The following is a 13,701-nucleotide window of genomic DNA, read 5'->3' as shown; positions in this document are numbered from 1 at the left end:
GACGCTTACAACAGCGGCAATGTGTAGCTGAGGATCAAACGGTTCTGGTCTATGTCACTGCTACCGGCGCTGCGGTAAGTACCGTTGCGCCATTTGACAGATAAATTCTTCAGCGATCCTTGCTGGAAGGCATAAGCGACTTCACTGTTGCGCTCCCATTCTTTGGCTCCACGGTCGCCGCGTTCGAAGCCGTCTCCAGCGACGTAACGGGTCATGAATGTCAGACCGGGAATACCCAGAGCCGCGAAGTCGTAGTTGTAACGGGCCTGCCAGGATTTTTCGTCGGGGTTGGCGTAGTCAGGCGACAGCATGGCGTAGTTGACCAGGAACTCATCCGTGCCATTGATGTAAGGGAAACCTGTGTCGCCCTTCATTTTCTGGTACGCCAGGCTAATCCCGTGGCCGATCACGCTGTAGGTGAACATGGCACCCAACGCGGTGTTATCAACGTTGGTGTTGCCGTCATTGGTGGAGCGCGCGTAGCGCAGGTCACTTTTCAGTGAGCCGTGGCCAATAGGCAAAGAGTGCACCAGATTGACGATGTGCTGCTTATAGTTGTTGTCCAGATGACCGTAGTTGTACGAGGTCATCAGGTTCCTGTTCCACTGGTAGCGCGCGCCTCCAAAGTTGAACTTGTCGGTAAACTGCCCTCCGGTAATGGCGCGACCGTTGGCAATCATGTCTTCGCTGCTGCTGTCGTTACGCAGGCTGTTTTGAGTGAGGCGTCCGCCATCAAGGGTCAAACCTGCAAACTCCTGCGACACCAGATGCGCACCTCGAAAGGTCTGCGGCATCAGTCGCGATTCATTGGACAAGACTGTTGGCATCTTCGGGAGCAGCGTCCCAACGCGCAGGGTGCTTTTTGACACCCGCGCCTTTGCCGTCAAACCGAGTTCGCTGTAGTTGTCCTGCGGATTGCCATCGTTATCCGCCGATAGCAGTCCAGTGTTGATATGGTCCCGGCTTGAATCGAGTTTGATGCCGAGCATGCCGATGGCATCCAGACCAAAACCCACAGCACCGTTGGTGAAGCCCGACTCGTAGTTGAGCATAAAGCCCTGAGCCCACTCCTCCCGCTTGGACTGAGTGGCACCGGGCTGGCGATAGTCGCTGTTGAAATAGTAGTTATTAATAGTAAGGCTGGCTTTGCTGTCCTTGATGAAATCCGCCTGTGCCCAAAGTGGCAAGCTCGAACCCGCGGCCAGGACAGCCAGGGATATCGTTTTGGTTCTAGGGTGTTTGTGCATTTTTTTTCCCATTTCTTATTGTGGTGTTGCCTTGTGAAGCCAATGCCCGCCTCGGTACAGAAGCCAATAGCTCACGACTAACGATTCAGGCGATTGAGGATCAGGTGCTCCACGTCCTCAACGCAGTCATCCAGCGCGACACCATCGCCCTGTGGCGGACCGTCGAGTAAGCGCAATGCCTGTCGCGCCATCGTCGAAATCCTCCAGGCATCGGCGCGTTGGCCCATTCGCTTCTGCAGGAGCCGTTCAAGCAGCACCGCATAGTCCGTTTTGAGGCTGCGTAACTCTTCTTGTGCCTCGTCGCCCAAATGTCGGGATTCGATCAAGGCAAGCGCATACCAGTGCGGATTGACTATCTGAAAGTCCAGGTGATTGTGCAGGAACATGCTGAGCGCTTTACTCGACGGTGCCTTCTTCAGACGCGCCAGGCTGCTGTCCATCAGCCGCTCGTAGCCGTCTTCGATCAGCTCCTGCAATAGGGCTTCCTTGCTCTCGATGTGCGCGTACAACGAACCTGCATGCATGCCAACCACCTGACCCAGCTCACGCAGACTGACAGCGTGAAAACCGCGCTCGGCAAATAGCTGGCGTGCACTGTCGAGTACGCGCTGACGCCCGCATGGCTCACCCGGTACGCGTTTGATTACTGCTGTCATGGTCCGCTCCTGGATCTGTTCGTTTGTCCTCAGGCGATGTTTTCCAAAATGCGTTGCGCACGCAGGATCACAGGCAAATCGATCAGTTTGCCATTTAGGCTGATCGCCCCTACGCCCTGATCCTTCGCCACCGCGTCCATTACTGCCTGCGCCCACTGCACTTCGTGCTCGGCTGGAAGAAACCCGTTATTGATCGGTGCAACCTGCTTGGGGTGCACGCACAACTTACCGGCGAAACCCTGTTGGCGGGCGCGGTATACATCGCTGGCCAGCAGATCGAGGTCGTCCAGGTTGGTCGTCACGCCATCTACCGGCGCGCCGATACGGGCGAGCGCCGAGGCAAGCACCAGACGCGAACGGGCGAACAGCAGCTCCTCTCCATCACCGAGAATTCCGGTGTCGACCTGAAAATCCACCGAGCCGAAGGCCAGGCACTGGACCTTGGGTGCGCTGGCGATTTCTTCGGCATTAAAAATACCGCGGGCGGTTTCGACGATCGGGAGAATGCGCAAAGACTCGGCCATCCGCTGTGCCAGAACGCTGATCTGTGCGGCGCTTTCCGCCTTGGGTAGAGACACCCCGAGCAAACCCGGGACATCGATCAGGCTGCAATCATCTGCGTGCCATCGAGTGTCGCTTGCATTGAAACGCACCCAGGCCTTGCCGCCAGTCTTCAGCCAGTCGCGAATGGCTTCGCGGGCCTGGTCCTTGTGCTCAGGGGTCACGGCATCTTCAAGATCGAGAATGACGACATCAGCGCCAGCGGCGCAGGCTTTATCAAAACGCTCCGGACGATCCCCCGGGACGAACAGGTACGAGCGGGCTGCCATGGCATTTCTCCACGTTGGGTTGGATAGAAAAGTGAGGGGTGAAACGAAGGCGCGTTAGCTGGAGTCCGCGCACATGCTACTAATGTTCAAGCGCACCAGTGCAAGCGCGATCAGCAGCATCAAGCCGCCGAACCACGCGTAACCCGTGGCAAGGGAATCGCCAAGCTGTGTCAGCCCGGCAAACAGGGGGGGCCCGGCCACCACCCCGAAATAGGTAAAGAATAACGTCCCCCCTGTGTATTGACCGGCGGTGCCGACCGGCGCGAGACGAGCTACTTCGGCCAGATAAACGCCATTCCAGCCAATAGCGCTGGCACCGAACAACATACTCACCGCAGCCACCAGCGGAAGCGGCCAGTACTGGGTGAAGGCGGCAGTGAGCAGCGAAGCGATCGCCATCAGCAGCGCCAGTAATGGCAGAAGCCGATTGGGCTCCAACCAGCGGTCGGCGACCCAGCCCCAGAGCAGGCGCCCGGCGACGCCTGCACCTTGGGTTAGGGCGAGGATGACCCCGGCAGTGACCAGTGCCAGGCCGTAATCGTGGGTCAGATAACTCACCAGATAGGTGGTCAGGCATAACTGCATGGCACCGAAGAAGATCGAGCACAACGCTAGGTTGCGCATGCGAGGCATGGCAAAAATCATTCCCAGCGGCTCAAGCAAGCTCCTGCCTGAGCGGCGGGTCGACGGGTCGCGATCATCATCTAGTTTGCGCCTTGCTACTTGGGCGATAGACGCCATGACCACGCAACCAAGCGCGGTCAGCAGCAACGCCCCGCGCCAACCGATGACAGCGACCAGACTAGGAATCAGCATACCGGCGAGCACACCACCTATTGGCACGCCCGTCTGCTTGAGAGAAAACATCAACCCCATCAAATGCGTCGGCGTCGTGCGCGCCAGGATATGCGAGCTCGCCGGCGTTACCGGGCCGTAACCCGCGCCAAGGGCCAAGGCACTGAGCAGCAGGCACCAGCTATGACCACCGGCAGCCATAGCCAGGCCAGCAGCACATGACAACAGACAGACCTGACTGACGCGGATCGCACCGAAACGCAAAATCCAGCTACCGCTGAGCAGGCTGGAAATCATTGCTCCCAGGTAAATCAATGCAACGAACAAACCCACCAGGCTGACGCTGCCACCGAGCTCACGCAGAGCGACAGGCGCCAACACGGGTACGGTGAAAGTCGCCATGGACACCAGGGCCTGAATGGCCAGGGTGACCGCCAGAGTCGAGTAGCTGTTATTCACCGTTAGCGCCCTGCCAGACCAGTCTTTGGGTGATCGAGTAGCTGAAGCGCTCACCCGGGTGGATGTTGACCGCAACCTCCAGCAGCTCATCGTTACTGCCGTAATACTTGCGAACGATGTGCAGTCCCGGCGACCCCGGCTCTACTTGCAAGGCACGTGCGTCGTCCTCACCAAGATTCACCGCGCTGAGGGTCTGACGTACTTCGGTCATCTGCAGGCCGAAGCGTCGTTGCAGCAGCTCATAGATCGGCGTGCGTCCATCGCCGAACGCATCCAGAGCGGCGCGGTAAGCACTTGGCACATAGACCTGAGTACGCGCCAGTGGTGCGCTGTCACCCTCGCGATGACGCAGGCCTACGGCGCACACCCAGGCTTGACCTGGTTTGCATTCAAGCAGCTCGATCAACTCCTCATCGGCGCTGATTTCCTGTGAACTGCCCAGTTCCATGCGTACGTCGCGCACGTATTGGTGTAAGTCGGAGATCCCTTCACTGGCCTGCACGTAGCGTGACGCGGGATGGACTGCCTTGACCCGCGTGCCGATACCATGCTGTTTGCTGATCAGACCCAACTCGTTGAGTCGGCGAATCGCTTCCCGGACCGTGTGCCGACTGACATTGAACTGCTTGCACAGCTCATGTTCAGTTGGCAGCAGGCTACCGACTGGATACCGCCCAGACTTGATCGCATCGATCAGCGCCTGCGCAAGAACCAGATAGCGAGGCTGTCCGCCAGACAGTAGGGAAGGCAATTCGTTGGTCATTCAGCTGACTCCAGCAGGGTTTTTCACAGCATCTGATCCACGCGTCAGCGCGGCCAGTATTGACTGGTGTGCGCCAAGACGGGGGGCAGGCTGATTGGGTAGTTGTTCGCCCGGGCAACGAATCGGGCAGGCAAGGGTCTTGATCTTACCTCGAACCGGGTGTTCAACCTCAAAGATCAGCCCCTGCTCCTTGGCAAACGGGTTATCGAGTGCTTGACCAATGTCGTTGACGGGCGCCGCCGGCACCTGGCCGCCAAATTGTTTCAACCAATATGCAGTGGGTTGTTGCATCAGCACCGCATCGAGGTCTTCAGTGAGCTGGTCACGGTTTTCCAGGCGCGCCTTGAAGCTGCCGTAGAGATCGTTGCGGGCCCATTCTGGCTTGCCGATCAACCCGGCCAGCACAGCCCAGAACTTTTCCTTGTTGCACATGATGAACATCCAGCCATCCTGCGTCTTGTAGAGCTGGCTCGGGGTCAGAGACGGATGCGCGGAACGGGGCGTGCGCTCGGTTTTCACACCTTCGTTGAGATACCAGGTGCCCAGGTAGTTAACGTTGTGCATCGCCACATCGTAAAGGCTGACGTCGATATCACGACCAACCCCCGACGCGCGAGCGCCGACCAATGCCGAGACCAGTGCCAGAGCGGCGGTGGTGCCAGTCATCATGTCGATGATGGACAGGCCGAAACGCGCCGGAGGACCGCCCGGCTCGCCCGTCAGCGAGCAGTATCCGGCCTCGGCCTGCATCAGGTAGTCGTAGCCCGGCCAAGCCTTGCGAGCGCCCTCGCGACCGTATGCCGACAAGTGACAGCAGACCAGGGCCGGGTTGTGCTCCTTGAGCGCTTCGTAGGTCAAGCCAAGTTTTTCCGGGAGATCGCCGCGCAGGTTGTCGTAGAGCGCATCAGCGCTCTTCAGCAGCTCAATCAGTTGCGCCTTTTCTTCAGGATTCTTGAGGTTGAGCACCACACTTTTCTTGTTTCGGTTGAAGGACTGATAGAAATGACTATCGCCTTCCTCAAAGAAATAGGGACCCACATGACGACCGATTTCACCGCCTTCATTAGGGTTTTCGATCTTGATTACCTCAGCGCCAAGGTCAGCCAGATGCTGGGTACCGAATGGCCCCGCGCCATACTGCTCGACGGCGACGATGCGCACGCCTTCAAGAGGGAGGGTCATGCCGGATTCCTCTGTACCAGTTGCTTGGCGATGATAATGCGCTGCATCTCGTTGGTGCCTTCACCTATGGTCAACAGTGGCGCATCGCGGAACAGACGCTCTACGTTGTACTCCTTGGAATAGCCGTAGCCGCCATGGATGCGCATGCAGTCGGTGGCATTTGAAAGGGCTGCCTCCGAGGCGTAGAACTTGGCCATGCCCGCCTCCATGTCGCAGCGCTCACCTTTATCGTACGCCTTGGCGGCGGACTCGGTGAGCAGGCGCGCGGCCTCAACACGTGTCGCCATCTCGCCGAGCTTGAGTTGTATCGCCTGGTGCTCGCAGATAGGCTTGCCAAAGGTCTTGCGTACTTGGGAGTAATTGACGGCTTCGTTCAGTGCTGCACGGGCCACGCCAACGCCGCGGGCAGCGACGTTGATACGTCCCAGCTCCAGACCGGAAAGCACCTGCTTGAGGCCCACGCCCTCGACACCGCCAATCAGGCAGTCAACCGGTACCTTGTAGTCTTCGAACACCAGCTCGCAGGTGTCGATTCCGCGATAGCCAAGCTTCTCCAGTTTGCGTGCAACCTTGAAGCCCGGGCCTTTCTCGGCAATCAACCAACTCATGCCTTTGTGGCGAGGTTCGGCGGTCGGGTCGGTTTTCACCAACAACGCAAGAAGGCTACCGTGCAGGCTGTTGGTGATCCAGGTTTTGGCACCGTTGACCACGTAGTGATCGCCTTCGCGGCGGGCGGTGGTTCGGATCGCCTGCAAATCGGTGCCGGTATCGGGCTCAGTGAAACCTACGGCACCGCGCAGCTCACCGGTGGCCATGCGTGGTAAGAACTTCTGCTTTTGTTCCTGCGTGCCATGACGCTGGATAGCTGACGCCATGATTAGGTGTGAATTGATGATTCCGGACAGCGACATCCATGTGCAAGAAATACGCTCGACGATCTTCGCATAAGTGGAAGTAGACAGACCCAACCCGCCGTACTCCGGATCGATGATGCAGCCGAACAGCCCCATGGCCTTCATTTTCTCGACCATTTCTTCAGGGTAGGTGTCGTTCTTTTCCAACTCGTGCACAAACGGCTTGGCTTCGGTTTCAAGAAAGCGATCCAGGGCATCCAGAATCATGCTTTCCTGTTCGTCGTATTCACTCATCTTTGTCTCTCCAGATTGTTCTTGTCATGTTCGTTCTTAAAGATTCAGGCACATGCCGTAAGTACGCGGGAAAGCTCTCGGGTGCTTCCAGCATCGAGGTTCAGTACGGCGTCGAGGATCCGCTGGACGGCTTGTGGAGCAACGGCGGTTTGAGCGTTTTCGTGATACTTGGCGATGATGTCGTCGGCTGAGAGAGGTCGGTCCGCTGCACCACGGTTGATTGGCTCGCGGTGACGCAATTGGCGTCCGTCATGCAGCCTGACAACCACCTCACCGGAGTAGTGACGTGGGAACCCCGACTGAGGGTCCTCCTGATAGTCAATCTTCTCCATCAGCGCGAGGGCCGCCGGATCTGAATAGGCTTCTGGTTCGAGATCGGCCAGGCCAAAGCGCCCACGAAGCAGGCCGCTGGCGACGGCGTACGGAACGCTGAACTGCGCCTCGTAACTGTTGGACGGCTTGCGCTTGCTGGCTTCGGGCTCGCAGACGATGCCGATGGTTTCTTTAGGCACCAGAGCGGTGATACGAGCGATGTCTTCGATACGAATGCCCTGCTCGTGAAGAACTACCGCCGAGTCGGCGACCGCATGAGTGAAGTGGCACGCCGGTACCGGCTTAACGGATACCTCCCCGACTTCCCACGCACTGCCCAGATTTTCGGTAGCCAAGGCATAGTCACACTCCGTTTCGCGCTCACCCAGGTGGCTCTTGAACAGACCAAACCGCCCCTCATAAACGGCCTTCGGTCCAATGAAACCATGGCGTGCCAATGTCGCTGCAGTGAGCCCGGCAACACCTGCCCAACCCGGATGCATGCGCTTGGTCCAAGCACCGTCTTCGAGAAACTCTAGGCTGCCGGATGCCGTGCTTAGCGCGACACCCTGAGTCATCGCTAATTGCTCGGCGGTCTGGCCCTGCAACTTGCCGGCGATCAGTGCGCAACCAAACGCACCAATCAGCCCCGTGGGGTGAAAGCCGACCTGATGGAAGCCACCCTTGGCCACCGACGCCAGGCGCGTCGCGACTTCCATTCCCAGCACATAGGCTGTCAGGAAATCACGACCGCTCGCGTCGTACTTTGAGGCGATCCCCAATGCTGCCGGGAAACAACTGGCGGTCGCATGGATAACGCCGCGACCGTGGGTATCGTCAAAATCCAGGCCGTGGACCAGCACTCCGTTGAGCAGAATGGCATCGCGCAGGGAGAGCTTGGCGCTGAAGCCAATGACATCGCTTGTACCTTCACCCAGTTCACGCGCTGCAGAAAGCGTGCGATGGGCAAATTCGTAGCGAGTCGACGCCAGTGCGATGCCCACGGCATCTAGGATCAGCAGCTTGGCGCGCATGCGAACCGGCTCGGGTATCGAATCAAAACCAATCTGTTCAGCAAAAGCGGCGAGGGATTCGGCGATCGGTTTATGGGTAGAGGCATACATTGTTGTTTTCCTCTCAGCTGACAAGTGACAGAGAAATTGCGGGGACGAACGTGATCAAGGCCAAGCCGAGCATGCGCACGCCATAAAAAGGCAGTACTCCACGCGCTACTTCATGCACCGGCTGTTTGGAAATACCGGCCATGACGAACAGGTTGAGCCCGATAGGTGGCGTCAACGTCGCAATTTCAACGTTGGCGACCATGATTACGGCGAAATGAACGGGGTTGATTCCCAGGTGAGTCGCGATAGGGAAAAGCAACGGTGCGGTGAGCACGATCAACGCGATACCATCGAGAAACATACCGAGTATCAGCAGTACGATGTTGGCCAGAATCAGGAACTGCCATGCACTGAGTTCCATGGCGCTGACAGTCGAAACCAGGCTGGCTGATACACCCATGCGGGCAAGGGCGAAGCCCACCAGACTGCCGCCCATAACCACAGCGAAAATCATGGTTGTTTGGAGCAGCGAATCACGGGCCACATCCCAAACTCCGCCCAAGGTCACGCTGCGGTAAACCCAAAGGCAAAGAATGGCTGCGTAAGCGGCAGCGAAAGCCGATACCTCCGTGGGCGTCAAATAGCCGGTGTAGATGCTGCCGATAATAAGCACCGGCATCATTAGCGCTGCGCCAGCACCCGGCAGACGACGGCCGAAACCTGCCCAGTCGGCACCCTTGACCTTTGCGCCATAGTTATTGCGACGAGAGAAAAAAACCACGGCCGCCATCAGCAGGCAAGCCTCCATCAAGCCCGGCAACACGCCTGCGATAAACAGTTTGTCTACCGGCAAACCGACGATGGAACCGATCAGGATGAAACCTAGCGATGGTGGGATCATCAGCCCTAGGGTGCCGCCGACGGCAACAATGGCAGCGGAAAACCGCGGAGGGTAATTCTCCTTCGTCAGCACACCCACGGTGGACGCGCCGATGGCAGCTGCAGAACCCACACTTGAGCCAGAAACGGCGGCGAAAAACACGCTTGCGATCATCGCGGTCAATGCCAGCCCACCACGCACAGCTTGCACAACACTGCCGACCAGTTGGATCAGCAACTCGGCGATGTTGCCGCGCATCATCAGGTTGCCAGCCAAAACGAACATCGGAATGGCCATCAATGGATAGCTATTGACCGACTTAAAAGCGGTCTGGGCAATTACAGTGGTTGGCACCCCGGCCACGAACAGGATCAAACCCGTGGTGACCAGCCCTAGGGCAACCGCAACGTGAGTACCGATGGCAAGAAACGCCAACATCACCAGCAGAGCGATAAGCATCAGCATGGTAGCCTCCTAGAGCTGTGAGCCGGTGATTTGACCGGTGCCATACGGATCCTTGCCTTTTAGGGCAATGACCAGGCAACGCAGGTAGTAGACGAGAAATAGCAGTGCGCCTATCGGCATGACCAGGAACAGAAACCACAACGGCAAATCTAGGTTTGACTCGGTCATCATGCCCATCGTGTAATAGCGATGAACCTGCGGCAGCGAAGCGAAGAACAGCAGGACGCAAAACGCTATGCCGACTAGGCTGGACGCCACATGACACGCCGATCTCGCGAGTGGCCCCAGACGCTCCAGCAGCAGTTCGGTGCGGATGTGATTGCCCGCGTTCCCGCTAACCCCAAGCGTCAGGAAAAACGACCACACCATCAGGTAACGCACGCTTTCTTCAGCCCAGAACGCGCTGCTGTCGAACGCGGCACGGGAGACGCCCTCGAACAGCATGATTGCGGTCGAAAGGAGAAACATCACCGTGGCCACGTTGAGCAATACTTTGCGCTCAAACAGTAACCACAAACTGCGTCTCGCCTTAGGCGTCTCCTGCAGAGTTTCAGGAGTCATCTGGACGGACATCACAGGCACCTCTTCTCGATGGCGTCCATTGACGGCAAGACATCTGGATGTAGGCTCGAGAAGATCTTCTTATTCTTCGCTGCGAGAGCCTCATAGGCTTCGGATTGCTGTGCGGTCGCCTGGGTGAAGGTCGCACCACCGGCAACCATCTTGTCGATCAGCTTCTGATCCTCTACCACCACCTCCTTCCATTGCCTGGCAGTGATTTCGTCCATGCTGCTGGTGATCGCGTCCTGCTCGGTCTTACTCAGCTCGTCAAACCAGGTTTTATCCACAACCACTGCATAGGTGGTCAGCGAGAAATTGGGCACGTAGTAAGCGTGTTTGCCGGTCTGTCCAATCATCTCGGCCCAACCGCCCGCCGAAGTGAAGACGCCGTCAATGGCACCCTGCCCCAACGCAGTACTCATCTCCGATGCGGCCATCGATACCGGGCTCGCACCCAGGCCACGAATGGTGTCGAGGAATACCCGCCCCCCAATCACGCGAATTTTGGTGCCTTTAAAGTCCGCAATCTGCTTGACATCATGTTTGCTCATAATGAAAAACAGATCTGCGGCCCTCAGCAGTCCGAGAATTTTCAGCTTGCGCGGTTCGACATAAGACGACATCAGCTCAGTAATACCTTTGGCATAACACTGATTGTTCATCAGCTCGTCGGTGAGGGTAAACGGAAGGTTAATTGCACCCAGTCGCGGATCTATGGTTTCGATGCGCACGGAGACGGGCCAGACCATTTGCACCGCGCCAGTGCCGAGCGCTGCAAGGGCGTCCTGGTCGTTGTACAGCTGGGATGACGGGAAAACCTTTACCTCCAGGCTGCCACTGGTCCGCTTGTCCACCATGGTGGCGAACTCGTTCATGTACCCAGTCTTCCAGTGGCTTGCAGCGACCTCGTTTGGCAGCACCAACTCAGCGGCCTGAAGCGGCATAGTCAGAGCGGCCAGAGTGCAAGAGGTAAAGGTTGCAACGATTAAGCGTTTCAACTTGATCATGGGTGTTTCCTCGTATTTATTTTTGTAGAGGAATTATCTGGATCAGACGTAAAGGTGCAGAACAGATCGTGGCTGCCCTGCAGCCCCAGTTTGTGGAGGCGTTAGAACTCAGTAACCGGCCGCTTCGTCCAGCGTGTTGCCTTCGCGCTTCTGGATGAGCACGTTGCGCTCGAAGCTCATAAACTGCGTACCATCGGCTTTGGTGCCGATTGTTTTGACCGTGATGATGCCTTGGTTGGGGCGTGACTTGGATTCGCGCTTGTTGAGCACCTCGGTAGCGGCGTAGATGGTGTCGCCAGGAAATACAGGCGCGGTCAGCTTGATGTCGGTCCAGCCCAAGTTAGCGATGGCTTTGCCACTCACGTCAGGCACCGTCATACCCAGGACGATCGCCACCGTCAGGCCGCTGTTGACCAAGGGCTTGCCAAATTCGCTTTTGGCCGCGTAAGCCGCATCGCAATGCATGGGATGCAGGTTCATCGTCAGCAGTGAAAACTGGATGTTGTCAGTCTCTGTGATGGTACGACCCGGACGGTGCTCGTAAATATCGCCGATCTCGAAGTCTTCGAAATACCGGCCGATCTGACCGCGATACCGCTGCTCACCAATCTGTTTAACGCTCATGAAGGAGCTCCTTATTTTTGTTTTTCAACAGACCTGAGGTACTCGGCGCCCGATGAGAGCCGGCACGTTGTTATGTTGTCCGGACAACACATTAATAACAAAAATAGTCTCCGCCAAGAGCCTTGGTCGCAATGTTTGAGGCAAGCATCCGGAAACCCGTCGGCCAGAAATATAAATATTCTGTTTTTTTCAACTGGTTAGGCTGTAGTAGACCGTTTGTCGGATTGCCTATTATTCGATGCCAATACGGCTTCGGTGCGGGAGAGAGGCGACAGAAACGCCGTTTCGGGGAGAAGGGCGAAGCGCTTTGAGCGTCTATTATCTTGGGTCTTAAAGAAGGCTACCCGCAGGCCTGTTGCCGCTGGCCGAAAACTGACCCAGGTGTTCAACAGCTTCTGCTCACTTTTTCGAGCAGGAGCACACAGGGTGATCAACATGGAAATGTTAGGAAAGATCTAGCGGATGTAGTTCCGCGACAAGCTCTCGCTGTACCGGATAGCCAGGCGTGCCGGGCTCTCGAGAAACCATCCAAAAATGGGTCAGAGGATCCGAAGCACCCTCAATGCATCGTTTTATAATCACCCATGCCCGATCTCGACGTTCGGAAGGTAAGACAAAGTCCGTACGTTTCTCCAATCGCATTGATCCGAAATGAGATTCGGTAATATTGCCGCATCCGAAAGTCGAGGTTTAGTAAGCCATAGTGCGAATGCGACTAGACGTTGGATCCAGGCATCTTAATGTTCAGCCTTCACTCATTTGTAGAAGCGCTGGTTCTACCCTCTGGCTGAAGGCCTTGCCACAGGCTGCTTTCGGCCGATTCTGTTGAAAAAGTAAATCTCCTGCCTGGCATGCGGCAAAATCAGGTCATCGGCCAGCGGGAGGATCCGCAGCATGATGGGACAATTGTCGAGCGGACAATAGAGACTGTTTAACTCGTTCAACATTGAAGATCACATCCCAGCCAATCACCTCCTGCGCAGCATTGATCGATGCCTCGATCTAAGCAATCTGCGCCACTATCTCGCCGATTTTTATAGCCCAATCGGGCGTCCATCGATTGATCCCGAACTGATGATTCGCCTGTTGGTGGTGGGCTACTGCTACGGCATTCGCTCCGAACGTTGGTTGTGCGAAGAGGCTCATTTGAACCTGGCGTATCGCTGGTTCTGCCGTTTGAGTCTTGAAGACGAAGTCCCCAATCACTCTACGTTTTCCAAGAACCGCCACGGCCGTTTTCGTGACAGCTCGCTGTTTCGCTGGCTGTTCAACGAGGTGCTGCGTCGCTGCATGGACGCGGGTCTGGTCAAGGGCGAAGGTTTTGCTGTGGACGCCAGTGTCATCAAGGCAGATGCCAGCCGGCAAAGAGGCGTACCCGGCAACGAAGAGGTCAACTGGAGCGATCCGTCGCTGAGTACTCGCGCCGTGCGTGAGTACCTTGAAGCGCTGGATGAAGAAGCTTTGGCCGAAGCACTGCCCAAACGCCTGTCGCTAACTGATCCACTTTCTCGTTGGACCGCAGCGCCAGGAGGCCCGGCGTTTTTCGCCTACTCGACGAACTATCTGATTGATGTCGAGCATGGCGTGACCATGGATGTGGAGCCGACCCCAGCGCATCGAACTGCCGAGGTCGAGAGCACCAAGACCATGATTGAGCGGGTCGAAGAACAGTTCGACATCAAGCCGGATCGGCTCATCGGCGATACCG

General features: G+C 57.1%; 13 protein-coding genes. 1 reads left to right on the top strand and 12 read right to left on the bottom strand.

Translation table 11 applies throughout. The annotated features are described in order from the left end of the window. Positions 1 to 5: 5 nt before the first annotated feature. From IV01_RS21785 to IV01_RS21830, 12 genes are all read right to left on the bottom strand, one after another. Positions 6 to 1,247, bottom strand: a complete 1,242-nt coding sequence (locus IV01_RS21785; protein WP_032625853.1) for an OprD family porin — start codon at positions 1,245 to 1,247, stop codon at positions 6 to 8. 77 nt (positions 1,248 to 1,324) lie between these two features. Further along, positions 1,325 to 1,903 carry a TetR/AcrR family transcriptional regulator gene (locus IV01_RS25825; protein WP_050507277.1) on the bottom strand — a complete coding sequence of 193 codons (579 nt, stop codon included), beginning with the start codon at positions 1,901 to 1,903 and terminating at the stop codon, positions 1,325 to 1,327. Positions 1,904 to 1,932: 29 nt separating this feature from the next. After that, positions 1,933 to 2,733, bottom strand: coding sequence for an HpcH/HpaI aldolase/citrate lyase family protein (locus tag IV01_RS21790; protein WP_032625851.1), 801 nt, complete (start codon positions 2,731 to 2,733; stop codon positions 1,933 to 1,935). A 54-nt stretch (positions 2,734 to 2,787) separates the two neighbouring features. Beyond that, complete coding sequence (locus IV01_RS0124570; protein WP_032625849.1) at positions 2,788 to 3,987, bottom strand: MFS transporter; 1,200 nt, start codon at positions 3,985 to 3,987, stop codon at positions 2,788 to 2,790. Continuing rightward, entirely contained in the window at positions 3,980 to 4,750 is a 771-nt protein-coding gene (locus IV01_RS21795) for a GntR family transcriptional regulator (RefSeq protein WP_032625846.1), read from the bottom strand. Before IV01_RS21795 ends, IV01_RS0124570 begins: the two co-directional genes overlap by 8 nt. After that, positions 4,751 to 5,932, bottom strand: coding sequence for a CaiB/BaiF CoA transferase family protein (locus tag IV01_RS21800; protein ID WP_032625844.1), 1,182 nt, complete (start codon positions 5,930 to 5,932; stop codon positions 4,751 to 4,753). It abuts the gene before it with no gap. Further along, positions 5,929 to 7,080 carry an acyl-CoA dehydrogenase family protein gene (locus IV01_RS21805; protein WP_032625842.1) on the bottom strand — a complete coding sequence of 384 codons (1,152 nt, stop codon included), beginning with the start codon at positions 7,078 to 7,080 and terminating at the stop codon, positions 5,929 to 5,931. Before IV01_RS21805 ends, IV01_RS21800 begins: the two co-directional genes overlap by 4 nt. A 44-nt stretch (positions 7,081 to 7,124) precedes the next feature. Next, the gene (locus IV01_RS21810) at positions 7,125 to 8,516 is read right to left on the bottom strand and encodes an MmgE/PrpD family protein (RefSeq protein WP_032625840.1); all 1,392 of its coding nucleotides are present in this window, start codon (positions 8,514 to 8,516) and stop codon (positions 7,125 to 7,127) included. Positions 8,517 to 8,529: 13 nt separating this feature from the next. Then, positions 8,530 to 9,801 carry a TRAP transporter large permease gene (locus IV01_RS21815; protein WP_032625839.1) on the bottom strand — a complete coding sequence of 424 codons (1,272 nt, stop codon included), beginning with the start codon at positions 9,799 to 9,801 and terminating at the stop codon, positions 8,530 to 8,532. Positions 9,802 to 9,810: 9 nt separating this feature from the next. Further along, entirely contained in the window at positions 9,811 to 10,374 is a 564-nt protein-coding gene (locus IV01_RS21820) for a TRAP transporter small permease (RefSeq protein WP_050507276.1), read from the bottom strand. Further along, positions 10,374 to 11,369 carry a TRAP transporter substrate-binding protein DctP gene (gene dctP / locus IV01_RS21825; protein WP_032625837.1) on the bottom strand — a complete coding sequence of 332 codons (996 nt, stop codon included), beginning with the start codon at positions 11,367 to 11,369 and terminating at the stop codon, positions 10,374 to 10,376. Before dctP ends, IV01_RS21820 begins: the two co-directional genes overlap by 1 nt. Positions 11,370 to 11,477: 108 nt before the next feature. Next, positions 11,478 to 11,993, bottom strand: coding sequence for a MaoC family dehydratase (locus IV01_RS21830; RefSeq protein WP_032625834.1), 516 nt, complete (start codon positions 11,991 to 11,993; stop codon positions 11,478 to 11,480). Positions 11,994 to 12,920: 927 nt separating this feature from the next. Here IV01_RS21830 and IV01_RS0124565 point away from each other — a divergent pair. After that, the coding region (locus IV01_RS0124565) for a transposase (protein WP_229636083.1) at positions 12,921 to 13,701 on the top strand (781 nt) is incomplete at its 3' end.

Origin of the sequence: Pseudomonas syringae, from assembly GCF_000737245.1 — a bacterium.
In the GTDB taxonomy this organism is placed as follows: Bacteria; Pseudomonadota; Gammaproteobacteria; order Pseudomonadales; family Pseudomonadaceae; genus Aquipseudomonas; species Aquipseudomonas syringae_J.
The sequence above is the reverse complement of the archived record's forward strand: the minus strand, read 5'-3'. Positions and strand labels throughout refer to the sequence as shown.

Excerpts from the sequence above, each read along its gene's own strand:
- IV01_RS21785 (WP_032625853.1), bottom strand. The coding sequence starts at position 1,247 with ATGCACAAACACCCTAGAACCAAAACGATATCCCTGGCTGTCCTGGCC.
- IV01_RS25825 (WP_050507277.1), bottom strand. The coding sequence starts at position 1,903 with ATGACAGCAGTAATCAAACGCGTACCGGGTGAGCCATGCGGGCGTCAG.
- IV01_RS21790 (WP_032625851.1), bottom strand. The coding sequence starts at position 2,733 with ATGGCAGCCCGCTCGTACCTGTTCGTCCCGGGGGATCGTCCGGAGCGT.
- IV01_RS21795 (WP_032625846.1), bottom strand. The coding sequence starts at position 4,750 with ATGACCAACGAATTGCCTTCCCTACTGTCTGGCGGACAGCCTCGCTAT.
- IV01_RS21800 (WP_032625844.1), bottom strand. The coding sequence starts at position 5,932 with ATGACCCTCCCTCTTGAAGGCGTGCGCATCGTCGCCGTCGAGCAGTAT.
- IV01_RS21805 (WP_032625842.1), bottom strand. The coding sequence starts at position 7,080 with ATGAGTGAATACGACGAACAGGAAAGCATGATTCTGGATGCCCTGGAT.
- IV01_RS21810 (WP_032625840.1), bottom strand. The coding sequence starts at position 8,516 with ATGTATGCCTCTACCCATAAACCGATCGCCGAATCCCTCGCCGCTTTT.
- IV01_RS21815 (WP_032625839.1), bottom strand. The coding sequence starts at position 9,801 with ATGCTGATGCTTATCGCTCTGCTGGTGATGTTGGCGTTTCTTGCCATC.
- IV01_RS21820 (WP_050507276.1), bottom strand. The coding sequence starts at position 10,374 with ATGTCCGTCCAGATGACTCCTGAAACTCTGCAGGAGACGCCTAAGGCG.
- dctP (WP_032625837.1), bottom strand. The coding sequence starts at position 11,369 with ATGATCAAGTTGAAACGCTTAATCGTTGCAACCTTTACCTCTTGCACT.
- IV01_RS21830 (WP_032625834.1), bottom strand. The coding sequence starts at position 11,993 with ATGAGCGTTAAACAGATTGGTGAGCAGCGGTATCGCGGTCAGATCGGC.